We start from the raw sequence: 22,736 nt of genomic DNA, 5'->3' as shown, positions 1-22,736 counted from the left end.
CATGTCTCGCGTCGCACTGGTCACCGGCGGAGCCGGCTTCATAGGCAGCCACACCTGCAAGCGCCTGGCTGAGCAGGGCATCGTTCCCGTCGTCTACGACAATCTGTCGACGGGGCATCGGGCCAACGTGAAATGGGGCCCCCTCGTGGAGGGAGCGATCGAGGACAAGGAACGGCTGGCGGCGGCAATCCGGACCCATTCGCCCGAATGCCTCATTCATTTTGCAGCGTCCGCCTATGTCGGGGAATCGGTCGAGGATCCCGGAAAATATTACACCAACAATGTCGCTGGCAGCATCGCGCTTCTGGAAGCCTGCCGGGCGACCGGACTGGAACGTATCGTCTTTTCCAGCTCCTGCGCCACCTACGGCATCCCGCCGCAGCTGCCGATTACCGAGGACATGGTTCAGCTGCCGATCAATCCCTATGGCCGCACAAAGCTGATGATCGAACTGATGCTTGGCGACTATGCCCGCGCCTACGGCATCCGCTCGGTGGCGCTGCGCTACTTCAATGCGGCAGGCGCCGATCCGGAAGGGCAGCTGACCGAAAAGCACGATCCGGAAACGCATCTCATTCCCCGTGCGCTGATGGCGGCGGCCGGCCGCATCGACAGGCTCGACGTCTTCGGCGACGACTATGCGACACCGGATGGCACCTGCATCCGCGACTATATCCACGTGACCGATCTTGCCGATGCGCATGTGGTGTCCGTGAATTACCTACGCGACGGCGGCGAGGTGCTGCACGCCAATCTCGGTTCTGGCCACGGTACGTCGATCCGGCAGGTGCTGTCGGCCATCGACCGGGTGACCGGGCGGCCGGTGCCGGTGCAGATGCTGCCGCGCCGGCCCGGAGACCCGCCGGTTCTCTATGCCGACACGAACTGGGCGCGCCAGAGGCTGGGCTTCAGCCCGCAGCTGTCGGACATCGACACGATCATCGCGACCGCCGCGCCGAGCTTCGGCCTGGAGGTGCGCTCATGAGCTGGTCGCCGGCAACTGCGAAACCGAATGAGACCGTCGCCCTCGAGAAGAGCCGGAAGGCGGCTTTCGCGCCGACCGCCCTGTTTTCGGGCCGGCTGCAACTGCTCCATCTCCTCGGCATTGCCGCATGGTTTGGCGCCCTCCTGTATTTCTGGCAGTGGTGGCTTGATCCCGCCCACGTCGTCGACTGGCCGTCCTATGTGCTGATCACGGTCGTCGTCGGGTGGATCACCCTGCTGCCGGTCTATTTCATCGTGATCTTTTCCGGCGCGAAGGTGATGGCGGCAACCGCCGCCCCGGTGCCGCGGGGGCGGGTTGCGATGGTGGTGACCAAGGCGCCTTCGGAACCCTTTTCCGTGGTGCGCAAGACGCTGCTCGCCATGCTCGACCAGACCGGCTGCGAATTCGACGTATGGCTCGCCGACGAAGATCCGTCGCCGGATACGATCGCCTGGTGCGCGGCGCGCGGGGTGCTGATCTCGACGCGAAAGGGTGTCGCGGACTACCACCGCTCCTCCTGGCCGCGCCGGACCCGCTGCAAGGAGGGAAACCTCGCCTATTTCTACGATCACTATGGCTACGAGCGCTATGATTTCGTCGCCCAGTTCGATGCCGACCATGTGCCGGAGACGACCTATCTCGTCGAGGTGCTGCGTCCGTTCAACGACCCGTCGGTCGGCTATGTCTCAGCGCCGAGCATTTGCGACGCCAATGCCGCCATCAGCTGGGCGGCGCGCGGGCGGCTCCATGCGGAAGCCAGCATGCACGGCTCGCTGCAGGCCGGCTACAACAACGGCTGGGCGCCGCTGTGCATCGGCTCGCACTATGCCGTGCGGACCAAGGCGCTGAAGCAGATCGGCGGACTGGGGCCCGAACTTGCCGAAGACCATTCGACGACGCTGATTATGAATGCCCATGGCTGGCGCGGCGTGCATGCGCTGAACGCGATCGCCCACGGCGACGGACCGGCCAACTTCGCCGATCTGGTGGTCCAGGAGTTCCAATGGTCGCGAAGCCTCGTCACGATCCTGTTGAAATACTCGCCTGTCTACGTGCCGAAGCTGTCGCCGCGGCTGAAGTTCCAGTTCCTGTTCTCGCAGCTCTGGTATCCGCTGTTTTCGTCCTTCATGGCGCTGATGTTCCTGATGCCGATCGTGGCGCTCGCCGCCGGGCGAACCTTCGTCGCCGTCACCTATCCGGACTTCCTGCTGCACTTTGTGCCGCTCTCGCTGGTCTTGATCGCGCTTGCCTATTTCTGGCGCTCGACGGGCACGTTCCGGCCCTATGACGCGCGCGTCCTGAGTTGGGAAGGCACGCTGTTCCTGTTTGCGCGCTGGCCCTGGTCGCTGCTCGGTTGCCTTGCGGCAGTGCGCGATCACCTGACCGGCAACTTCGTCGACTTCCGCATCACGCCGAAGGGCGGCGGTGCCGCTGGGCCCTTGCCGCTACGGGTGCTGATGCCCTATCTCGTGCTCGCCCTGGCGTCGGCACTGGTTGCCTGGGGCATCTCCGATGCCGGCACGGCACGCGGGTTTTACGTCTTTGCCGGCATCAATGCGCTGATCTATGCGGGGCTGGTCGCGGTAATCCTCATTTGCCATGCACGTGAAAACCGGCTGGGCCTGATCCCGCGCTCGACGATGACGGCGGCGACGGCCGGGTGCCTGGTGCTGGTCTCGGTGCTCTCTGCCCAATCGGCCGTGCGCCACGGGGCCGAGGCCACGCAGGCGTTGTCACACGGCCTGCAATTCGTGAGCTTCACCGAAACGAGATACACGGTTGCTGGTGCCGGCAGCGGCACCAATCTCAAAACCGTTCGCTTCCGCCTGAAATGGAGAGGGTTTTCACAGCCCTCCGACGGGCCCGCGCGCGGCGAAATCAGTGCATCGAATGTCAGCCAACCAAGGAACAGGGAAACGATAACGACCAGGAAGGTCGGTCGGTTTCATGTGCCGTCATGACGACGGCAAGCAGTCGAGTGTGTGTGGTCTCCAATGCGAGGAGAAATGCAATGAAAGGGTCGTTGAAAGTTGTAGCTCTTCCGCTGCTGGTGCCTTTGGCAGCGGCCGCGGCTTATTTCGGCGCCGAGCCGGTCAAGGCGAAGATGGAAGTCAAGCCGACACCGCTCAGCGCCTATGAGGTCTATTCGCTCTACCGCAACAAGACCTGGGAATGGTCGACGGGCGGTGCCCGGTTCGAAGCCCATGGGCGCAAGCTCGTCGCGTTCGTCGACAAGGGCAAGGGCGATCGCTCCTTTGCCGAAGGCAACTGGTATGTCAGCGACCTCGGCATGATGTGCATGCAGGCCACCTGGACGACGTCGGCCAATGCCGGCAACGCCCGCAGCTGCTTCGGTCACGCCCGGATCGGCGACACGGTCTATCAACGCAAGGTGCCCAATGGGAAGTGGTACGTCTTCAGCCATGCCAAGCCCCGCGCCGGTGACGAGTACAAGCGCTTCGTCGCCCACGACAACATCACGGCCAAGGCACTCCGGCTGAAGGAACAGTTCCTGGCCAAGAAATAGACGTTCTGCCGCAGGAGGATGAAATGAAACGCAAATTGGCATTCGCGCTATGCACGGCTCTGGCTCTCCAGTTGGATCTCAGTGCAAGCTTGGTATCCGCGTTGGCGCAGGAACAAGCCAATCCTGCGACCAGTGCAGAACAGACGATGAGCGATAAACGTCCGGTCATTCACCCGGGCGGAACGAAATTCGGCGCCTATGACCCCCACGGTGATTTCGGCGAACAGAACGATGTCTCGACCGAGGCCCTGTTCCTGCCCTGGGAAGACGTGGACCTCGCCTCCCTGCAGGCCGCCGACGAATACGCGCTCCAGCGCAACCGCAACCTGCTGATCACCATCGAGCCCTGGTCCTGGTCGCTCGACTGGAAACTGACGCCGACGCAGCTGCGCGACCGCATGCTCAGAGGCGAGTATGACGCCAACATGGAAGCGATCGCCAACACGATCGCCGAGCTGAAGAGCCCGGTCATCGTGCGCTGGGGCCAGGAAATGGAAGATACCTCCGGGCGCTTCTCCTGGGCCGGCTGGGAGCCTCAGGACTGGATCAAGGCCTACCGGCACGCGATGGACATCGTGCGGGCGAAGGCGCCAAAGGCGCAGATCATGTGGTCGCCCAAGGGGCTGCCGAACCTCGTCGACTACTACCCGGGCGATGACTACGTCGATCTCGTTGGCCTCTCGGTCTTCGGGCTCGAGCCGTTCGACAAGATCGAATACGGCGCGCCGAAAACCTTCACCGAGGCGCTGAAACCCGGCTACGACCTGGTCTCCAAATACAACAAGCCGATCTGGGTGGCGGAGCTCGGATGGGAAGGCAGCCAGGCCTATATGCAGCCCTGGATGAACGCCGCAACGCAAGCGGATGCGCAGTTCCCCAATCTCGCCGAGGTCGTCTACTTCAACGACCGCGACGTCATCGATTGGCCGCACGACCTTGGCCGGCCGAACTGGCGGGTGGTCAACGACGCCACGAACTGAGGCTCTCGCCGATGCGTGCCCCTTTGGGGGTACGTTGGGTGCGGACGTTTGGGGGGCGCTGACGTGGCTGCCTTGCAGCAGCCGCAAGGTCTCCAAAGTAAAAAGCCCCTCGCTTGAGGCGAGAGGCTGTAGTGGTCGGGTCCTGCCGTCCGGCCGATGTCGGCCCCTTGCTTATTCGGCTGCCTGCGGTCCCAGTTCGCCGCGACGGATCTGGTCGGCTTCGATCGATTCGAACAGAGCGCGGAAGTTGCCCTCGCCAAAACCTTCGTCACCCTTGCGCTGGATGAACTCGAAGAAGATCGGGCCGATCACGGTTTTCGAGAAGATCTGTAAGAGGATCTTCGTCATGCCACCGTTCACGACGCCTTCGCCGTCGATCAGGATGCCGTGTTTCTTCATGCGCTCGATCGGCTCGTCATGGCCGTGCACGCGGTCATGCGACATGTCGTAGTAGGTGTCCGGCGGGCCGGGCATGAACTTCAAGCCGTTGTCCGACAGCTTGTCGGTGGCGTCGTAGATGCCTTCCGTGCCGACCGCGATGTGCTGGATGCCTTCGCCCTTGTACTTGCGCAGATATTCCTCGATCTGGCTCGTATCGTCCTTGGATTCGTTCAAGGGGATACGGATCTTGCCGCAGGGCGAGGTGATCGCACGGCTGACGAGGCCGGTGATGCGGCCGTCGATGTCGAAGAAGTGGATCTGGGTGAAGTTGAAGAGTTCGCGGTAGAACGCCCACCACTTGTCCATGTTGCCGCGATAGACGTTGTGGGTCAGGTGGTCGAGATAATAGAAGCCGACGCCCTCAGGCTTCGGGTTGCGCTCGCCGGTCCACTCGAATTCGGCCTCGTAGGCTGAGCCCTTGGCGCCGTAGGTCTCGACGAAATAGAGCAGCGAACCGCCGATGCCGACGATCGCCGGGACATCGAGACACTTGTCCGTGCCTTCATAGGGGATCGCGCCCTTCGAGACTGCATGGTCGAAGGCGTGCTTGGCGTCGACGACGCGCCAAGCCATCGACGGCGCGCAGGGGCCGTGCTCGTCAACGAAGCGCATGGCGTGGGAACCGGGTTCGGCGTTCAGGATGTAGTTGATGTCGCCCTGGCGCCAGACGGTAATGTTCTTGCTTTTGTGCTTGGCGACCGGGCTGTAGCCCATGCGCGTAAAGAGCTCGGCCAGCTTTTCCGGTTCCGGATGGGCGAATTCGACGAACTCGAAGCCGTCGGTGCCGGCGGGGTTGTCAGCGGTAATCGTTGCCGGCGGGGCGTCATGCGGGAAGGGGCCCATCGGAAGTCTCCTCTTGTTCTTCCAAACTTTGCTGGAGTATGACGCAATTCCCATGCATGATGCTTGTATTCTTGCGCGGTTTAGACCGGATGGCGCACGAAACATGCGAAATACTCAATTAGGATGCACGAATGGAGCAGCTTGACGGGTTCGATCTCAAGATCCTCAGCGAATTGCAGCGCGACGGGCATTTGACCAACAATGAGCTGTCCGAGCGCATCGCACTTTCGCCGTCGCAATGCTCGCGCCGGCGCACCCGGCTTGAAGCGGAAGGCTACATCACCGGCTACCAGGCGCAGATCGACCGGCAGAAGCTCGGGCTCGACCTGATGGTGGTGATCTCTGTCACACTCGCCACCCACAATCGCGACAATGCCAAGCGTTTCGGCAAGCTCATTTCAGGGCTGCCCGAGGTGCTGGAGGCCTACGCGCTCACGGGCGAGATGGACTACCACATGCGGGTGGTGACGCCGGATCTCGCGGGCCTGTCGCGCTTCGTCAACGACGTGCTTCTGCCGCATGACAGCGTGCAGCATGTGAAGACGTCGATCGTGCTCGAAACCTTGAAGAGCTTCGAGGGCGTGCCGATCCCGGAGCGGATGAAGGGCTGAAGCCTCAGGCAGACGGCGGAGGTTCGAACCTGCCGATGGCGCGCTCTACCGCTTCCAGCCCGATAGCGAGCGCCTGCATGCCGGTCGCACCGATCAGCGTATCGAGTTCCGCCTGATAGCGGGCGGCAAGTTCCGTCAGTTCGCCATAGGCCCGGATGCCCGTCTTCGTCAGTTCCAGGTGCTCGATGCGGCGGTCGTTCTCGTCTTCGCGCCGTGTCAGCCAGCGGCGCTTTTCGAGCAAGGCGACGGCGCGGCTGACCTTCGTCTTGTGCATGGCCGAGTGGGTGCCGACTTCGGTGGCGGTCATCGCGCGGCCGGTGCTGCCGAGGGCTGCGAGCGTGCGCCATTCCGGGCGGGTGAGCTGGTAGCGCGCCTTGTACTGGGCGGCAAAGCGCAGCGCGACGAACTCGGCGGCGCGGTTCAGGCGATAGGGCAGGAAGGTATTGAGTTCGAAGCCATCGGCGGCCATCGCGCATCCTTGATAGTTACAAAATCGATAGTTACGATTGCAACTAATATGCCGAAGGCCACGCCTGCGTCCACCCTGGGAAACGGTCGTCGTCGCGGTATTTGGGATTGCGCCGGACCTTTCAAGGTCGCTTCGCGAAGCCGAAGCAGGGCGCCCAAGAGGAGGAGGATCGACGATGCTGGACAAGGCAGGAAAACAGGCCGAGGCACAGGTGAAGGCCAACGAAGCGCTCAACTACATGCCCGGCTTCGGCAATGATTTCGAGACCGAGAGCCTGCCCGGCGCGCTGCCGCAGGGTCAGAACAGCCCGCAGAAATGCGCCTATGGCCTCTATGCCGAGCAGCTCTCGGGCTCGCCCTTTACCGCGCCTCGCGGCACCAACGAGCGCTCGTGGCTCTATCGCATCCGCCCGAGCGTCCGCCACACCGGCCGCTTCAGCAAGATCGACTATCCGCACTGGAAGACGGCACCGCATGTCGCCGACCATTCGCTGGCGCTCGGCCAGTTGCGCTGGAACCCGCTTCCGGCGCCGACGGAAAAGCTGAATTTCCTTCAGGGCATCCGCACGATGACGACGGCGGGTGATGCGCCGACGCATTCGGGCATGGCGGCGCATGCCTATGCCTTCAACGACGACATGGTCGACGACTATTTCTTCGATGCCGACGGCGAGCTGCTGATCGTTCCGGAAATGGGCGCGATCCAGGTCTTTACCGAGCTCGGCAAGATGGACGTCGAACCATCCGAGATCTGCATTGTGCCGCGCGGCACCATGTTCAAGGTCACACGGCTTGGCGAAGAGAAGGTCTGGCGCGGCTATATCTGCGAGAATTACGGTGCCAAGTTCACGCTGCCCGACCGCGGCCCGATCGGCGCCAATTGCCTCGCCAACCCGCGCGATTTCAAGACGCCGGTCGCCGCCTTCGAAGAGAAGGAGACGCCTTGCCGCGTGCATGTGAAGTGGTGCGGTGGCTTCCACGTGACCGAGATAGGCCACTCGCCGCTCGATGTCGTCGCCTGGCACGGCAATTACGCGCCCTACAAGTACGACCTCAAGACCTATTCGCCTGTTGGCGCGATCCTGTTTGACCATCCGGACCCGTCGATCTTCACGGTGCTGACCGCGCCCTCGGGCGAAGAGGGCACGGCGAACATCGATTTCGTCATCTTCCCGCCGCGCTGGATGGTGGCCGAGCACACCTTCCGGCCGCCCTGGTACCACCGCAACATCATGAGCGAATTCATGGGGCTGATCTACGGCCGCTACGACGCCAAGGAAGAGGGCTTCGTGCCCGGCGGCATGAGCCTGCACAACATGATGCTGGCGCACGGTCCGGATGCCTCGGGCTACGACAAAGCGACGAATAGCGAGTTGAAACCGGTGAAGCTCGACCATACGATGGCCTTCATGTTCGAGACCCGCTTCCCGCAGCAGCTGACCCGCTACGCCGCCGAACTGGAGACGTTGCAGGACAACTACATCGACTGCTGGACGGATCTCAAGAAGCGGTTCAACGGGACGCCGGAAGGCGATTGGTCTTGAGTTCACGCCTGGTTTTGCTCGGCAGCAAGGGTGGTCCGGCGATCCGGCCGGGCGGCCCGTGGCCGACCTCGTCGCTGCTTGAAATCGGCGGCCGGACTGTCGTCGTCGATTGCGGCCTCGGCGTCACCCGAGGTTTGACCGATGCCGGTGTCACACTGAAGACGCTGGACCTGATCGTCATTACCCACCTGCATTCGGATCATGTGCTGGAACTTGGCCCGCTCATTCACACGGCCTGGACCGCCGGGTTATCACAGCCGGTGCGGGTCTTCGGACCTGCAGGCACCCACGCCTATTGGCACGGTTTCCTGCAGTCGATGGCCTTCGACATCGACATCCGCATCGTCGACGAAGGCCGGCCGGACCTGCGCGCACTGGTCGAGGTCATCGAGTTCGCCGAAGGCGAAATCTTCTCCGAGAACGGCCTGACGCTTTCGGCGCTGCGCGTCGATCATCCGCCGGTGACTGACTGTTTTGCGCTCCGCTTCGACCATGCGGAAGGCTCGGTCGTATTTTCGTCCGATACCGCCTATTTCCCGCCGCTTGCCGATTTCGCCAAAGGGGCCGACATTCTCGTGCACGAGGCGATGCTTGCCGAAGGCGTCGACCGGTTGGTGGCGCGCACCGGCAATGGCGCGCGGCTGAGAGAGCATCTGCTGGCAAGCCACAGTTTCGCCGGAGAGGCGGCAGCGATCGCAACCGCCGCCGGCGTCGGGCGGCTGGTGCTGCATCATCTGATCCCGGCCGACGATCCGGAAATTACGGAAAACCATTGGACTACGGCGGCTCGCAAAAACTGGGCGGGCGCCTTGACGATCGCCACCGACGGCCTTGTTGTGAAGATAACGGACGATTCGTCCGTCTAAGCGCGGTTTCGTCCGAAATTGCGTGAACAATGAAAAGATTGAGAGGGAGGACTGCATGAAACTGGCGACACTCAAGGACAGTACGCGCGACGGAAAGCTCGTGGTCGTCTCTCGCGATCTCACCCGCTGCTCGGAAGTCGGGCACATCGCCCGCTCGTTGCAGGCAGCGCTCGACGATTGGGCGCATGCCGGTCCGCGGCTTGCGCGTGTGGCTGAAGGGATCGAGACCGGCTCGCAGCCGACGATCCGCTTCCACGAACATGATGCACTGTCGCCGTTGCCGCGGGCTTACCAATGGGCCGATGGCTCGGCCTACGTCAACCACGTCGAGCTGGTGCGCAAGGCCCGCAATGCCGAGATGCCGGCAAGCTTCTGGACCGATCCCTTGATGTACCAGGGCGGGTCCGACAGCTTCATCGCGCCGCGTGATTCGATCCCGCTTGCCGACGAAAGCTTCGGCGTCGACATGGAGGGCGAAGTCGCCGTCGTCGTCGATGACGTGCCGATGGGCGCCACCATCGACGAGGCTAGGTCGGCGATCCGTCTCGTCATGCTCGTCAACGACGTGTCGCTGCGCGGCCTCATCCCCGCCGAGCTTGCCAAGGGCTTCGGCTTCTTCCAGTCGAAACCGTCATCGGCCTTCTCGCCGGTTGCCGTTTCGCCGGATGAGCTGGGTGACGCGTGGGATGGCGGCAAGCTGCATCTGCCGCTCAACGTCGATCTCAACGGCAAGCCCTTCGGCCGCGCGAACGCCGGCATCGATATGACCTTCGATTTCGCCCAACTGATCGCACATGCTGCCAAAACCCGGCCGCTCGTGGCCGGCACGATCATCGGCTCGGGCACAGTTTCCAACAAGCTCGACGGCGGGCCGGGCAAGCCAGTTGCCGAAGGTGGCGCCGGTTATTCCTGCATCGCGGAAGTCCGGATGATCGAGACGATCGCCGGCGGCGCGCCGAAGACGCAGTTCCTCCGGGTCGGCGATGTCGTGCGCATCGAGATGAAGGACAAGACCGGTCATTCGATCTTCGGCGCGATCGAGCAGACCGTCGAAGCCTACACCAAGGCCTGACGGCAGACCTGTAAGAACAAGAAAACGGGCAAAGGCATGAGCGAGACCGTCCTTTACGATTACTGGCGTTCGTCGGCGAGCTATCGGGTGCGCATCGCGCTCAACAGCCTCGGCGAAAGCTATCGTTCGGCGCCGGTCGACCTGCTTGCCAAGGCACACAAGGCGCCGGAGCATCTGGCCCGTAACCCGCAAGGGCTGGTGCCTGTGCTTGAGATCGATGGCGAGCGCTTCACGCAATCGCTCGCCATCATCGAATATCTCTCGGAGACGCGGGCCGATTCCAGCTTCCTGCCATCCGACGCCGTAGGACGGCAGCGGGTGCGCATGCTGTCCTACGCGATCGCCATGGACATCCACCCCGTCTGCAATCTCAGCGTCGTGTCCCACGTCATGGCCAATGCCGAGGATGGCGAGGCGGCGCGGCGGAACTGGATGCGCAAGTTCATCGGCGAGGGGCTTGCCGCATTCGAGCGCTTGCTCGACCATCCCGCGACCGGGCGCTTCTGCCATGGCGACAGTCCGACCATGGCGGATTTCTGCCTGGTGCCGCAGGTCTACAATGCCCGCCGATGGGACGTCGATCTTTCGGCCTGTCCGCGGCTCGTCGCGGTCGACCAGAACTGTGCCGAGATCGAGGCTTTCGCCCGCGCGCACCCGGACCGCACGCCGCGCTGAGGCCACGCAGCTTGCCGCTTGATCCTTTCTCCTTGCACCTTCGGGCGAGCCTGCGTGATGCGGCCGCCTCGTCTGGCCGGTTCCGTCAAGCGAATGTCGCGAATGGATCGACGGCGGCGAAAAGGCCGCGCTAGTTTTTGTGTGACTGGCCGTATAAGGGGGGCCGGAAAAACCTCTGGAGCGAGAGACCTACCGATGAAAAGCTATGTGCTGAACGTCAGCTGCAAGACCACCCGTGGCATCGTCGCCGCGATCACCGGCTATCTCGCCGAAAAAGGCTGTTACATCTCCGACAGTTCGCAGTTCGACGACCTCGAAACCGGCCTGTTCTTCATGCGTCTCAGCTTCATCAGCCAGGAAGGCGCCACGCTCGACGAGTTGAAGGCCGGCTTCGAAGCGGTGGTGAAGCGCTTCGACATGAACGCCGAGATCCGCGACAGCGAAGAGCGCATGAAGGTGCTGCTGATGGTGTCGCGTTTCGGCCATTGCCTCAACGACCTGCTTTATCGCTGGAAGATCGGCGCGCTGCCGATCGACATCGTCGGCGTCGTCTCCAACCACTTCGATTACCAGAAGGTGGTCGTCAACCACGACATTCCCTTCCACTGCATCAAGGTGACGAAGGAGAACAAGCCGAAGGCCGAGGCCCAGCTGCTCGAGCTCGTCGACCAGACCGGCGCCGAGCTGATCGTACTCGCCCGCTACATGCAGGTGCTTTCGGACGCGCTCTGCAAGAAGATGTCGGGCCGAATCATCAACATCCACCACTCCTTCCTGCCGTCGTTCAAGGGCGCCAACCCCTACAAGCAGGCCTATGAGCGTGGCGTGAAGCTGATTGGTGCGACGGCGCACTATGTCACCGCCGACCTCGACGAAGGCCCGATCATCGAGCAGGACATCGCCCGCATCACCCACGCCCAGAGCGCCGAGGACTACGTGTCGATCGGCCGCGACGTGGAAAGCCAGGTGCTGGCCCGTGCCGTGCACGCCCATATCCACAACCGCTGTTTCATCAACGGCAACCGCGTCGTCGTCTTCCCGCCGAGCCCGGGCTCCTACGCTTCCGAGCGCATGGGCTGAGGAGCGAGGGCAATCGCCTGCGAAAAACAGAAACGCCGCCGGTTCGACCGGCGGCGTTTTTCATTTGTTGGAGTTGGAGACGGCCGGACGACCGCGCTAAGTTATTGCAACAGCTCCAGCCCGACCGCAGTTGCCTCACCGCCGCCAATGCAGAGCGAGGCAATGCCGCGCTTGACACTTTTGGCGCGCATGGTGTGCAGCAGGGTCACGATGATGCGGGCGCCGGATGCGCCGATCGGGTGGCCGAGTGCGCAGGCGCCGCCGTTGATGTTGACGATATCGTCCGACAGACCGAGGTCGCGGATCGCCGCCATCGCCACCACGGCGAAGGCCTCGTTGATTTCGTAGAGGCCGACGCTGCCCTTCTCCCAGGCAAGCTTGGCCATCAGCTTGTCGATCGCGCCGATCGGGGCTGTCGTAAACCAGGCCGGCTCCTGGGCATGGCCCGCATGCCCCGCGACGATTGCAAGCGGCGTCAGCCCGCGCTTTTCCCCCTCGCTTGCCCGCATCAGGATCAGTGCGGCAGCGCCGTCGGATATCGACGAGGAATTGGCGGCGGTCACGCTGCCGCCGTCGCGGAAGGCGGGTTTCAGCTTCGCGATCTTGGCCGGATCGGATTTGGTCGGCTGCTCGTCGCGGTCGAGATTGGCGGTCTGACGCTTGCCCGCGTCAGCGACCGCCACGATTTCCGCGGCAAAGGAACCATCTTCGGCCGCCCGGTTGGCGCGCTCCAGGGAACGCAAAGCGAAGCCGTCCTGATCGGCACGCGAGAACTGGTAGTGCTCGGCCGTGTCCTCGGCATAGGTGCCCATCAGCCGGCCGGAATAGGCGTCTTCGAGGCCGTCGAGGAACATGTGGTCCTTGACCTCGCCATGACCCAGGCGGAAGCCACCGCGCGCCTTCGGCAGCAGATAGGGGGCGTTGGTCATCGACTCCATGCCGCCGACCGCAAGCACCGACGCGCTACCGGACAGCAGTGCATCGTGGCCAAGCATCAGCGCCTTCATGCCGGAGCCGCAGACCTTGGAGATGGTCGTCGACGGTGTTTCCTTGCCGAGGCCGGCGCCAAGGGCTGCCTGGCGCGCCGGGTTCTGGCCGACGCCGGCCGGCAGCACATTGCCCATCAGCACTTCGTCGACAGCATCAAGACCGGCGCGTTCGAGCGCTGCCTTGAGCGCGATGGCGCCGATTTCCGGCGCGGTCAGATCCTTGAGGCTGCCCTGAAAGGCGCCCATCGGTGTGCGTGCCGCCGAAACGATGACGATCGGATCCGTTCTGCTCATGACTTTCTCCCATTGGGCAAGAGGCAATGTTTGGTGCGGGCGGGCGCCCCATGTTGCCTTCTCCCCGTATGCGGGGAGAAGGTGGCCGGCAGGCCGGATGAGGGGCAGGCCTCACCGCGCGGATGAGGGGCTACCCCCAACCTCAACCTCAGATATGCAGCGCGTGTCCCAGCGCCTTCAGCGCCGATTCCTGGAAAGCCTCGGACTGCGTCGGATGCGCATGGATCGTGCCGGCGATGTCTTCGAGGCGCGCGCCCATTTCGATCGCCAGGCTGAAGCTTGCCGAGAGTTCCGAGACGCCGTGGCCGACCGCCTGGATGCCGAGCACCAGATGGTTGTCGGCGCGCGCGACGATGCGCACGAAACCGTCCTCGGCAAGCGTCGTCATGGCGCGGCCGTTCGCCTGGAAAGGGAACTGGCCGATCTTGATCTCGATGCCGCTGGCACGTGCCTCGTCGGGCGACAGTCCGGCGGTGACGATTTCCGGGTCGGTGAAGCAGACGGCGGGGATGCAGCGCTTGTCCCAGCTGCGCTTGTGGCCGGCGACGATCTCCGCGACCATCTCGCCCTGCGCCATGGCGCGGTGTGCCAGCATCGGCTCGCCGGTGACATCGCCGATCGCGTAGATGCCGCGCATCGAAGTGCGGCACTGGTCGTCGACGCGGATGAAGCGGCCGGTGCGGTCGAGGTCGATTTCTTCGAGGCCGAAGCCTTCGGTCACCGGCTTTCGGCCGACGGTGACGAGCACCTTTTCGGCAGCGACATTGATGGCGCGGCCGTTGTGTTCGGCTTGCAGGCTGCCGGTCTCCGTGGAGTAAGCCTTGGCGACCGTCTGGGTGAAGACCTCGATGCCGAGTTCGCCAAGGCGCTTGCCGATCGGCTTCGTCAGGTCTGCGTCATAGAGCGGCAGGATGCGCGGTTGCGCTTCGAGCACGGTGACGTGGCTGCCGAGCTTGGCAAAGGCGGTGCCGAGTTCGAGGCCGATATAGCCGCCGCCGATGACGGCGAGGCTCTTTGGCACGCTCTTCAAGGACAGGGCCTCGGTCGAGGAAATGATCGGCCCGCCGAAGGGCAGGTCCGGAAGCTCAACCGGTGCGGAGCCGGTGGCAATGACGATCGCTTCGGCGCGGATGCGCTGCAGTCCGGTCTCGGTCTCGACATCGACCGTCTTGCCGTCGATGAAGCGGGCCGCCCCGACGACCGCCTTGACGCCGGCCTTCTTCAGAAGCCCGATGACGCCGCCGTTCAGCCGGCCGACGATACCGTCCTTCCAGGCGATGGTATGGGCGAGATCGATCGAGGGGTTGGCCAGCGACAGGCCGAGCGGGTTGCGGCCGGAAGCGGCCGCGCGCAGCTTGTGAAACTCTTCCGCCGCGTGGATGAGGGCCTTTGAGGGAATACAGCCGACATTCAGGCAGGTGCCGCCGGCTTTCGCCTTCTCGACGATGACCGTGTCGATGCCGAGCTGGCCGGCGCGGATGGCGCAAATATAGCCACCGGGGCCGGCGCCGATCACGAGCAGCTTGCAGGAAATTTCCTTCATGATCGCCTCAAGCCTCCACGAAAATAAGCGCCGGCGTTTCGAGCAGGGTCTTCAGCCGCTGTACGAACACGGCCGCATCCCAGCCGTCGATGACGCGGTGATCGAAGCTCGAGGACAGGTTCATGATCTTGCGCGGCACGAACTGCGTGCCGTCCCAGACCGGGCGGACGGCCAGCTTGTTGACGCCGATGATCGCCACCTCCGGATGGTTGATGACAGGCGTGGAGACGATGCCACCGAGGGCGCCGAGCGACGAAATCGTGATCGTTGAGCCCGTGAGCTCGTCGCGGGTGGCGGTGCCGGTGCGGGCAGCTTCCGCCAGGCGATTGAGCTCGTTGGCGCAATCCCAGATGCCGCGGGCTTCGGCATGGCGCACGACTGGAACGGTGAGACCGGCCGGCGTCTGGGTGGCGATGCCGATATGGACGGCGTGGTGGCGATGGATGATGCCGGGGCCGTCGTCGAAGATCGCGTTGACGGCCGGCTGCTCGGCGATGGTGCGCACGAGCGCCCGCATCAGGTAGGGCAGGATCGTCAGCTTCGGCTGGTCCGGCTTGCGGTCGCGGTTCATGGTCGCGCGCAGGTCTTCGAGCGCGGTCATGTCGACCTCTTCCACATAGGTGATGTGGGGAATGCGCGAGGTCGAAAGCGACATCTTCTCGGCGATGCGGCGGCGAAGGCCGGTCACCTTGATTTCGTCGACGGCGGTCTTGCGCTGCAGGCCTGCGGGCGCCAGCGCCGGCTGGGCGCCGCGGGCGATGAACTGGTCGAGATCGTCATGGGTGATGCGGCCGGCGGGGCCTGTGCCGGTCACCTGGCGCAGATCGACGCCGCTTTCCTTGGCGCGCAGGCGCACGGCCGGCGAGGCCAGCGCTTTCTCCAGCCGTTCACCGGCGGCATGTGCGCCGTTGGCGTGGACGCCGTTTGCGGCCGGTGCCTTGACCTCCACCTTGGCGGGCTGGGCCGGCTTGGCGACCGGGGCGGGCGCCTCGACCTTTGCTGCGGGCACTTCCTCCGCCTTGGCGGCCGGCTTTTCTTCCGCGGGAGCAGCGGCTCCGCCTTCGCCTGCGATTTCGATGCGCACAAGCGGCGCCTTCACCGCGACGGTGTCGCCCACTTCGGCGCCGAGCCAGAGCACCGTGCCGGTAACGGGCGAGGGGATTTCGACGGTTGCCTTGTCTGTCATCACCGCGGCGAGCACCATGTCCTCGCGCACGGGGTCACCCGGCTTCACATGCCATTCGACGAGTTCCGCCTCGGCCACGCCTTCGCCGACATCGGGCATCTTGATTACGAATTCGCCCATGTCAGGCCTCCATCACTTCGACGAGCGCGCGTCCGACGCGTGCGGGGCCGGGGAAATAGTCCCATTCCTGGGCGTGCGGGTAGGGCGTATCCCAGCCGGCGACGCGCACGACGGGGGCCTCGAGATGGTAGAAGCAATGCTCCTGGACGAGAGACGCCACTTCGCCGCCGAAGCCGGAGGTCAGCGTCGCCTCGTGCACGACGACGCAGCGGCCGGTCTTTTCCACCGACTTGACGATCGTGTCGAGATCGAGCGGCAACAGGCTGCGCAGGTCGATCACCTCGGCGTCGATGCCGGTCTCTTCGGCAGCTGCCAGCGCCACATGCACCATGGTGCCATAGGCAACGACGGTGACGGCGGAGCCCTCGCGGCGGACTTCCGCCTTGCCGATCGGAACAGTGTAGTGGCCTTCCGGCACTTCGCCGAGATCGTGCTTCGACCACGGAATGACCGGGCGGTCGTGGTGGCCGTCGAAGGGGCCGTTATAGAGCCGCTTCGGCTCCAGGAACATGACCGGGTCGGGATCCTCGATCGAGGCGATCAAAAGGCCCTTGGCGTCATAGGGATTGGAGGGAACGACGACTTTCAGGCCGCAGACATGGGTGAAGAGCGCTTCCGGGCTCTGGCTGTGCGTCTGGCCGCCGAAGATGCCGCCACCGGTCGGCATGCGCAGGACGATCGGGCAGGTGAAGTCGCCGTTGGAGCGGTAGCGGATGCGGGCGGCTTCCTGGGTGATCTGGTCGTAGGCCGGGTACATGTAGTCGGCGAATTGGATCTCGACGCAGGGTTTGAGCCCATAGGCGGCCATGCCGATCGCCGTGCCGACGATGCCGCTTTCGCTGATAGGCGCGTCGAAACAGCGGGTCTTGCCGTATTTCGCCTGGAGGCCTTGCGTGCAGCGGAAGACGCCGCCGAAATAGCCGACGTCCTCGCCGAAGACGACGACATTGTCGTCGCGCTCCATGGACACGTCCATGGCGCTGCGCACGGCTTCGATCATTGTCATTCTGGCCATATCAGTATCCTGCCTTCTGCCGCTGGCGGCGAATGTGCGGCGGCATTTCGGCATAGACGCCCTCGAAGATATCGCGCACCGACGGCTTGCCGCCGGCATGCAGCGTGCCGTGGCCCTCGGCCTGCTTCTGCGCCTGGATCACTTCGTCGAGGATCTCGGCTTCCGCCTGGGTGTGGCGCTCCTCCGACCAGGCGCCGCGCAGGATCAGGTGCTTCTTCAACCTGAGGACCGGATCGCCGAGCGGCCAGGCCTCCGATTCCGTCTTCGGGCGATAGGCGCTCGGATCGTCGGAGGTCGAATGGGCGCCGACGCGGTAGGTCACGTATTCGATCAGCGTCGGGCCGAGGTTGCGACGGGCGCGCTCGGCCGCCCATTTGGCGACCGCATAGACGGCGAGATAGTCGTTGCCGTCGACGCGAAGTGCCGGGATGCCGAAGCCGAGACCGCGGGCGGCAAAGGTGCCGGAGCCGCCGCGGGCAATGCCCTGGAAGGTGGAGATCGCCCACTGATTGTTGACGATGTTGAGAATGACCGGCGCCTTGTAGGTGGAGGCAAAGACGAGCGCCGAATGGAAGTCGGATTCCGCCGTCGAGCCGTCGCCGATCCAGGCGGCAGCGATCTTGGTGTCGCGCTTGATGGCCGACGCCATCGCCCAGCCGACCGCCTGGACATATTGGGTCGCGAGGTTGCCGGAGATGGTGAAGAAGCCATGCTCCTTGGAGGAATACATGATCGGCAGCTGCCGGCCGCGCAACGGGTCGCTCTCGTTCGAGAAGATCTGGTTCATCATCTCGACCATCGGGTAGCCGTCGGCGATCAGAAGCCCGGCCTGTCGATAGGTCGGGAAGTTCATGTCGCCCTTCACCAGCGCCTTGCGGAAGGCGCAGCTGACGGCCTCTTCGCCCAGGTGCTGCATGTAGAAGGAGGTCTTGCCCTGGCGTTGCGCCATGACCATGCGCGCATCGAAGGCGCGCAGCAGCATCATGTGCCTGAGGCCTGCGAGCAGCTCCTCGTCGGAGAGAAGCCCGGCCCAGGGACCGACCGCTTCGCCATCGCGGTTCAGCACACGGATGATCGAATAGGCGAGGTCGCGCATCTCTTCCGGCGCGACGTCCACCTCCGGGCGCGGCACGGAGCCGGCCTTCGGGATTTTGACGTTGGAGAAATCCGGCTGACCACCGGGCCGAACGGCGGGTTCGGGGACATGCAGGCTAAGTCGATCGAGATCGCTCATGCGGTTTCCGGCCTCCTCCGGAGTGCGCAGTGCACCAGTCAAGAGCGGTCCCAGTCGAACCACTCCTCATTTCTGTTCTCACGCATTTCCGAACGCAGGGGCGCTGGGACCCTTGCTGGAAATGCTCTGGGTCGGGACAACGATGGGCCTGAGGTGTACGAGGACGTGCAATGTGACCGGCAAGGCTCCTCCGCCTAAGGTCTGCACAGACTCCTCCTAAAAGCCCCCGCTCTCCCGACGGGAATGCTCACAGACTGCCACGAGTTCCGGGGCTTATGAAGGTCTTTCCGTGTCGCGGGGCAGGGGCAGGCGAAGAAAGATAGAATCCTGCCGGGAGTGCGCCCACGCGTTGTGTCGGACATCTTCCTGCTGGTCGTTGCCGGTAATTTTCTTTCGCGGCTCGCCACCGGCGACGGCGGTCAGACCGGCGGGGCGATGGTGATCGGCGTGCCGTCGAGGAAGCGCGAGAGCCGGAACGGCGCCGGATCAACGATCGGTTTTGCTCCGGTCACGAGGTCGGCGACGAGGTGGCCGGCACCGGGGCCAATGCCGAAGCCGTGGCCGGAAAAGCCCGTCGCGATGATGAGGCCCGGAACGGTTTCTGTGGGCGAGATGACGGGCACGGCATCGGGCGTCACGTCGATCAGGCCGGCCCAGATCTGCTGCACCTTGGTTTGGCGGAGCAAGGGCAAGGCCTTGGCGGCCGCATCGAGCGCATGCAGGGCGCGGCGCGAATCCGGATCGGGATCGAGCACGCGGTGACGTTCGAAGGCGCCGGGCCGATCGAGCGGGACGGTGCCGATCTCGAATAGCTCGTTCCAGCTCTGGGCGCTCAGGCCTACCTGCACGGTATCGCCCTCGGCTTTTCGTGCCGGCTGGAAATCGCGGAAGAAGGCAAAGCTGTCGGGCACGATCGCGTGCAGATTGGCGGCGCCATCGGCAATCGTGTAGCCGCCGTCGAGGCGCTTGCGATAGGCATAGGTCGCGGTTGCGCCGGCCCCTTCCGGCCCGCCGGAGACCGGGCCGGTTCTCAACACCGTGTTGCGAACTTTCAGCTGCGGCAATCTTATGCCGAGGCCTTTGAGGAACAGCCTCGACCAGGCGCCACCGGCGACGATGACGGTCGACGTCTCGATGCGGCCCCTCTCGGTCACGACGGCGGAAATCCGCCCGGCTGCTTTTTCGACACCGCGCACGGCGCAGCCGTTGAGGATACGGGCACCGGCGCGGCGGGCGCCAGCGACGATGGCGGGCACGGCCTTTTGCGGTTCGGCCCGGCCGTCGCTCGGCGTGAAGAGCCCGCCTGGGTAGCGGATCGCTGCACCCGGCATCATCGCTTCTGTCGTGTCGGAGCTAAGTTGCACGCTATCGACACCGTAGGGCCTTGCCATGGCAAGCCAGGCGTCTCGGTTGGCGACGTCGCGCTCGTTCTCGGAGATGTAGAGAATGCCGCTGCGGCGAAAGCCGGTCTCGCCGCTGATGCGGGCGTCGAGCGTATCCCAGATCTTCAGCGCCTCGATCGCCAGCGGGATTTCGCGCTCGTCGCGCCCCATCACCCGCACCCAGCCCCAATTGCGGCTCGATTGCTCGGCACCGGGCGTGCCTTTCTCGCAGAGCACGACATTGATGCCGCGTTCGGCGAGGAAGAGCGCGGTGCTGACGCCGATGATGCCGCCACCGACGATGACGACGTCGGCCTTGGCGGGCAGGGTGGTGTCTGTGGCAATGGGATCGAGCGTCGGACCGGGCATGGGGGTACTTTCGGGCAGGGAAGTATCGCAGTCATCGGTGCATGCCGCCGCCGCGAGATCAAGACCTGCAATCTGGCTAATGATCGAAAGCGCGTGGTTTGCCGGCTCACTTTGTTTGGGAAAGCCGGTTCGCCTCGCCACCGGGTGGACTTCCGGTTTCCGCCTGGAGCTTCTATGCTCGCCCGCATGAGTGAGAGCCGCCCCGATCTTCGCACCGTCCTGCGCATCGATTTTCCGCCCGCCGACCGGCTCGGCCGCGGCAAGATCCTGTTGCTCGAACTGATCCGCGAGACCGGCTCCATCTCCGCTGCCGGGCGGGCGATGGACATGTCGTACCGCCGCGCCTGGCTGCTGGTCGATGCCTTGAACCGGATGTTCCGCGAGCCTTCGGTGGAATCGCAGCGAGGCGGCAAGCAGGGTGGTGGGGCGGCGCTGACGGCGTTCGGCGAAGAGCTCATCCGTCGCTACCGCGAAATGGAAGAGAAGGCGCAGGCGGTGATTGCCGATGATCTCGCCTGGCTCGAAAGTGTTCGGAGCAGCGATACACCACCGTCCGATACGGCACCTGCTATTTCCCAAAAAGCCTAGAGCGTCCTTCGTGCGTTCCCATGAACGCACCACGCTCTAGTGATCGATTGCCACCGACTTGATGACGGCATAGACGGTCTTGCCGGGAACAAGCTGCAGCACGTCCCGCGAAAAGCGGGTGATGCGGGCGGCAATGGTCGCATCGCCGCAAGTCACCCGGACATCGACGCTGCCATCGTCCTCCGATGTCAGCGTCAGAATGCGTCCTTCGAGCACATTGAGCGCGCTGATCTCCACTGGTCTCGACGTCGCCAGCATGACGTCGCGGGCGGCGATGTGCAGGCGGAGCCTGCCTCCCGGCGTGGCGCTGACACCGGCGATGCGCAGCCGTTCCCGTCCGACGCGCACCGTCGTCAGCTCGTGGGCCGGATCGGTTCCCTCGACCTCGCCCTCCAAGAGGACGCCGGCCTCGCGCCGGCCGGTGGCAAGCGTGGCGGCGGGTGCGCTCAACACTTCGGCCGCTGCACCGGACGCGGTCACCCGGCCGTTTTCGAGTACCACGACTCGCCGTGCCAGCCGGGAGACTTCGCTGACGGAGTGGCTGACATAGACGATTGGGATGCCGGCATCATCGCGCAGCCGTTCGAGATAGGGCAGGATCTCGGCCTTGCGCGCCTCGTCGAGGGCCGCGAGCGGTTCGTCCATCAGCAGCAGCCTCGGTGCCGCAAGCAAGGCCCGGCCGATCGCCACGCGCTGCCGCTCGCCACCGGATAGGGCCGACGGGCTGCGATCGAGCAGATGGCCGATGCCGAGCATCTCGACGATGCGGGCAAAGTCTCCGCCTGAGCCGCCTTTGCCCGCAAACCAGCGGCCATAGGCGAGATTGCGGCGCACGCTCAAGTGCGGGAAGAGCCTCGCCTCCTGGAAGACATAGCCGAAACGGCGGCGATGGACGGACGTGAAGATCCTGTTCTCGCTGTCGGCGATGACGTCGCCGTCAAGCAGCACGCGGCCGCTTTCCGGCTTCAGAAGCCCGGCGATGATGTTGATCAGCGAGGTCTTGCCCGAGCCGGACCGGCCGAACAATGCGGTCACGCCGCCATCCGAAGTAAAGGCGGCATCGAGCGCGAAATTGCCGAGCTGGTGGCGGGCTTCGACGGTGAGGCTCATTGGGCCGCCACCCGGCGCGCGGCGAAGGTCGCCAGAAGTTCCGAGAAGATCAGCGCGGCCATGGAGATGATGACGGAAATGATCGTCAGCCGCATGGCGCCGGCGTCGCCGCCCGGCACCTGGGTGAAGGTATAGATCGCGGCCGAGAGCGTCTGCGTCTCGCCGGGAATGTTGGAGACGAAGGTGATCGTTGCACCGAATTCGCCCATCGCCTTGGCAAAGGCGATGATCATGCCAGCGATGATGCCGGGGATGATCAGCGGCAGGGTGATGGTGGCAAAGACCCAGAGCGGGCTCGCGCCGAGTGTCGTGGCCGCGTCCTCGAGCTTGCGGTCGACCGCCTCGATCGACAGGCGGATGCTGCGCACCATCAGCGGGAAGGCCATGACGGCGCAGGCGAGCGCCGCGCCGGTCCAACGGAAGGAAAAGACCAGGCCGAAATACTCGGCGAAGAAGGCGCCGAGCGGGCCACGGCGGCCGAAGAGCAGAAGCAGCAAGAAGCCGGTGACGACGGGCGGCAGGATCAGCGGCAGATGGACAAGGCCGTTCAGCAGCGTCTTGCCCCAGAAGCGTCCGCGGGCAAGCAGCATGGCGACAGCGAGGGCGAAAGGCAGGCTGCAGATCATCGCGACGGTTGCGACGCGCAGGCTCAAGAGGATCGCCGTCCACTCCGCTTCGCTCACTGCAAGCCAGTCCAACAGATGTCGCTCCCCGATGCCAGGCCGGTCAGACTTAGCTGTACGCTTCAGGCCACCGCTGCCTCTCAAACACGATAATGTCGCCCGCGTTTGGGCGCGGGCGACGTGTCACGATA

Annotated in this window: 21 protein-coding genes; 11 read left to right on the top strand and 10 right to left on the bottom strand. The window is 64.3% G+C overall.

Annotated elements, in window-relative coordinates:
• Position 1 precedes the first annotated feature (1 nt).
• The 4 genes from galE to M2267_RS12475 all read left to right on the top strand — a co-directional run bounded on the left by galE (position 2) and on the right by M2267_RS12475 (position 4,492).
• Positions 2–985 (top strand): UDP-glucose 4-epimerase GalE, encoded by a 984-nt coding sequence (galE, locus tag M2267_RS12490; protein WP_429114796.1) that lies wholly within the window; start codon positions 2–4, stop codon positions 983–985.
• The gene (locus tag M2267_RS12485) at positions 982–2,946 is read left to right on the top strand and encodes a glycosyltransferase family 2 protein (RefSeq protein ID WP_429114795.1); all 1,965 of its coding nucleotides are present in this window, start codon (positions 982–984) and stop codon (positions 2,944–2,946) included. Before galE ends, M2267_RS12485 begins: the two co-directional genes overlap by 4 nt.
• 62 nt (positions 2,947–3,008) lie before the next feature.
• Positions 3,009–3,512, top strand: a complete 504-nt coding sequence (locus M2267_RS12480) for a DUF995 domain-containing protein (protein ID WP_429114794.1) — start codon at positions 3,009–3,011, stop codon at positions 3,510–3,512.
• A gap of 23 nt (positions 3,513–3,535) precedes the next feature.
• A complete protein-coding gene (locus tag M2267_RS12475; RefSeq protein WP_429114793.1) occupies positions 3,536–4,492 on the top strand; it encodes a glycoside hydrolase family 26 protein in 957 nt (318 codons plus the stop codon).
• A gap of 171 nt (positions 4,493–4,663) precedes the next feature.
• On the opposite strand, the gene hppD is transcribed toward M2267_RS12475, so the two are convergent.
• Positions 4,664–5,776, bottom strand: a complete 1,113-nt coding sequence (hppD, locus tag M2267_RS12470) for a 4-hydroxyphenylpyruvate dioxygenase (RefSeq protein ID WP_043618583.1) — start codon at positions 5,774–5,776, stop codon at positions 4,664–4,666.
• Between the two features lie 131 nt (positions 5,777–5,907).
• Between hppD and M2267_RS12465 the strand changes: the two genes are divergently transcribed.
• On the top strand, positions 5,908–6,387 hold the full coding sequence (locus tag M2267_RS12465; protein WP_034787199.1) for an Lrp/AsnC family transcriptional regulator: 480 nt from the start codon (positions 5,908–5,910) through the stop codon (positions 6,385–6,387).
• Positions 6,388–6,391: 4 nt separating this feature from the next.
• On the opposite strand, the gene M2267_RS12460 is transcribed toward M2267_RS12465, so the two are convergent.
• A complete protein-coding gene (locus M2267_RS12460) occupies positions 6,392–6,856 on the bottom strand; it encodes a MarR family winged helix-turn-helix transcriptional regulator (protein ID WP_429114792.1) in 465 nt (154 codons plus the stop codon).
• A gap of 175 nt (positions 6,857–7,031) precedes the next feature.
• Here M2267_RS12460 and hmgA point away from each other — a divergent pair, with 175 nt between their 5' ends.
• The 5 genes from hmgA (at position 7,032) to purU (ending at position 12,092) form a co-directional block, all read left to right on the top strand.
• Positions 7,032–8,399, top strand: a complete 1,368-nt coding sequence (gene hmgA, locus M2267_RS12455; protein WP_043618576.1) for a homogentisate 1,2-dioxygenase — start codon at positions 7,032–7,034, stop codon at positions 8,397–8,399.
• Positions 8,396–9,265 carry an MBL fold metallo-hydrolase gene (locus tag M2267_RS12450; RefSeq protein WP_429114791.1) on the top strand — a complete coding sequence of 290 codons (870 nt, stop codon included), beginning with the start codon at positions 8,396–8,398 and terminating at the stop codon, positions 9,263–9,265. The genes hmgA and M2267_RS12450 overlap by 4 nt, the downstream gene beginning before the upstream one ends.
• Positions 9,266–9,320: 55 nt before the next feature.
• Entirely contained in the window at positions 9,321–10,337 is a 1,017-nt protein-coding gene (locus M2267_RS12445) for a fumarylacetoacetate hydrolase family protein (RefSeq protein ID WP_429114790.1), read from the top strand.
• 36 nt (positions 10,338–10,373) lie between these two features.
• Entirely contained in the window at positions 10,374–11,012 is a 639-nt protein-coding gene (gene maiA, locus M2267_RS12440; RefSeq protein WP_429114789.1) for a maleylacetoacetate isomerase, read from the top strand.
• A 195-nt stretch (positions 11,013–11,207) separates the two neighbouring features.
• Positions 11,208–12,092, top strand: a complete 885-nt coding sequence (gene purU / locus M2267_RS12435) for a formyltetrahydrofolate deformylase (RefSeq protein WP_043618564.1) — start codon at positions 11,208–11,210, stop codon at positions 12,090–12,092.
• Between the two features lie 101 nt (positions 12,093–12,193).
• Here the strand turns inward: purU and M2267_RS12430 are convergent, their stop codons facing one another.
• The 6 genes from M2267_RS12430 to M2267_RS12405 form a co-directional block, all read right to left on the bottom strand.
• The gene (locus M2267_RS12430) at positions 12,194–13,375 is read right to left on the bottom strand and encodes an acetyl-CoA C-acyltransferase (RefSeq protein ID WP_429114788.1); all 1,182 of its coding nucleotides are present in this window, start codon (positions 13,373–13,375) and stop codon (positions 12,194–12,196) included.
• Positions 13,376–13,523: 148 nt separating this feature from the next.
• Positions 13,524–14,918, bottom strand: a complete 1,395-nt coding sequence (gene lpdA, locus M2267_RS12425; protein ID WP_429114787.1) for a dihydrolipoyl dehydrogenase — start codon at positions 14,916–14,918, stop codon at positions 13,524–13,526.
• A gap of 7 nt (positions 14,919–14,925) precedes the next feature.
• Entirely contained in the window at positions 14,926–16,224 is a 1,299-nt protein-coding gene (locus M2267_RS12420; protein WP_429114786.1) for a dihydrolipoamide acetyltransferase family protein, read from the bottom strand.
• A 1-nt stretch (position 16,225) separates the two neighbouring features.
• On the bottom strand, positions 16,226–17,239 hold the full coding sequence (locus M2267_RS12415; RefSeq protein WP_043618552.1) for an alpha-ketoacid dehydrogenase subunit beta: 1,014 nt from the start codon (positions 17,237–17,239) through the stop codon (positions 16,226–16,228).
• Between the two features lies 1 nt (position 17,240).
• Complete coding sequence (locus tag M2267_RS12410) at positions 17,241–18,473, bottom strand: 3-methyl-2-oxobutanoate dehydrogenase (2-methylpropanoyl-transferring) subunit alpha (protein ID WP_043618549.1); 1,233 nt, start codon at positions 18,471–18,473, stop codon at positions 17,241–17,243.
• A 419-nt stretch (positions 18,474–18,892) separates the two neighbouring features.
• Positions 18,893–20,224 carry an NAD(P)/FAD-dependent oxidoreductase gene (locus M2267_RS12405; protein WP_429114785.1) on the bottom strand — a complete coding sequence of 444 codons (1,332 nt, stop codon included), beginning with the start codon at positions 20,222–20,224 and terminating at the stop codon, positions 18,893–18,895.
• Between the two features lie 186 nt (positions 20,225–20,410).
• Between M2267_RS12405 and M2267_RS12400 the strand changes: the two genes are divergently transcribed.
• A complete protein-coding gene (locus tag M2267_RS12400) occupies positions 20,411–20,812 on the top strand; it encodes a winged helix-turn-helix domain-containing protein (protein WP_429114818.1) in 402 nt (133 codons plus the stop codon).
• A gap of 36 nt (positions 20,813–20,848) precedes the next feature.
• Here the strand turns inward: M2267_RS12400 and modC are convergent, their stop codons facing one another.
• Positions 20,849–21,922, bottom strand: a complete 1,074-nt coding sequence (modC, locus tag M2267_RS12395; RefSeq protein ID WP_429114784.1) for a molybdenum ABC transporter ATP-binding protein — start codon at positions 21,920–21,922, stop codon at positions 20,849–20,851.
• Positions 21,919–22,620, bottom strand: coding sequence for a molybdate ABC transporter permease subunit (gene modB, locus M2267_RS12390; RefSeq protein WP_043618540.1), 702 nt, complete (start codon positions 22,618–22,620; stop codon positions 21,919–21,921). The genes modC and modB overlap by 4 nt, the downstream gene beginning before the upstream one ends.
• Positions 22,621–22,736: the final 116 nt, after the last annotated feature.

Origin of the sequence: Ensifer sp. KUDG1, from assembly GCF_050434285.1 — a bacterium.
Classification (GTDB): Bacteria; Pseudomonadota; Alphaproteobacteria; order Rhizobiales; family Rhizobiaceae; genus Ensifer.
Note: the sequence above shows the minus strand (reverse complement) of the source record. Positions and strands in the feature narration are given on the sequence as shown.

Excerpts from the sequence above, each read along its gene's own strand:
- galE (WP_429114796.1), top strand. The coding sequence starts at position 2 with ATGTCTCGCGTCGCACTGGTCACCGGCGGAGCCGGCTTCATAGGCAGC.
- M2267_RS12485 (WP_429114795.1), top strand. The coding sequence starts at position 982 with ATGAGCTGGTCGCCGGCAACTGCGAAACCGAATGAGACCGTCGCCCTC.
- M2267_RS12475 (WP_429114793.1), top strand. The coding sequence starts at position 3,536 with ATGAAACGCAAATTGGCATTCGCGCTATGCACGGCTCTGGCTCTCCAG.
- hppD (WP_043618583.1), bottom strand. The coding sequence starts at position 5,776 with ATGGGCCCCTTCCCGCATGACGCCCCGCCGGCAACGATTACCGCTGAC.
- M2267_RS12465 (WP_034787199.1), top strand. The coding sequence starts at position 5,908 with ATGGAGCAGCTTGACGGGTTCGATCTCAAGATCCTCAGCGAATTGCAG.
- M2267_RS12460 (WP_429114792.1), bottom strand. The coding sequence starts at position 6,856 with ATGGCCGCCGATGGCTTCGAACTCAATACCTTCCTGCCCTATCGCCTG.
- hmgA (WP_043618576.1), top strand. The coding sequence starts at position 7,032 with ATGCTGGACAAGGCAGGAAAACAGGCCGAGGCACAGGTGAAGGCCAAC.
- M2267_RS12445 (WP_429114790.1), top strand. The coding sequence starts at position 9,321 with ATGAAACTGGCGACACTCAAGGACAGTACGCGCGACGGAAAGCTCGTG.
- maiA (WP_429114789.1), top strand. The coding sequence starts at position 10,374 with ATGAGCGAGACCGTCCTTTACGATTACTGGCGTTCGTCGGCGAGCTAT.
- purU (WP_043618564.1), top strand. The coding sequence starts at position 11,208 with ATGAAAAGCTATGTGCTGAACGTCAGCTGCAAGACCACCCGTGGCATC.
- M2267_RS12430 (WP_429114788.1), bottom strand. The coding sequence starts at position 13,375 with ATGAGCAGAACGGATCCGATCGTCATCGTTTCGGCGGCACGCACACCG.
- lpdA (WP_429114787.1), bottom strand. The coding sequence starts at position 14,918 with ATGAAGGAAATTTCCTGCAAGCTGCTCGTGATCGGCGCCGGCCCCGGT.
- M2267_RS12420 (WP_429114786.1), bottom strand. The coding sequence starts at position 16,224 with ATGGGCGAATTCGTAATCAAGATGCCCGATGTCGGCGAAGGCGTGGCC.
- M2267_RS12415 (WP_043618552.1), bottom strand. The coding sequence starts at position 17,239 with ATGGCCAGAATGACAATGATCGAAGCCGTGCGCAGCGCCATGGACGTG.
- M2267_RS12410 (WP_043618549.1), bottom strand. The coding sequence starts at position 18,473 with ATGAGCGATCTCGATCGACTTAGCCTGCATGTCCCCGAACCCGCCGTT.
- M2267_RS12405 (WP_429114785.1), bottom strand. The coding sequence starts at position 20,224 with ATGCCCGGTCCGACGCTCGATCCCATTGCCACAGACACCACCCTGCCC.
- M2267_RS12400 (WP_429114818.1), top strand. The coding sequence starts at position 20,411 with ATGAGTGAGAGCCGCCCCGATCTTCGCACCGTCCTGCGCATCGATTTT.
- modC (WP_429114784.1), bottom strand. The coding sequence starts at position 21,922 with ATGAGCCTCACCGTCGAAGCCCGCCACCAGCTCGGCAATTTCGCGCTC.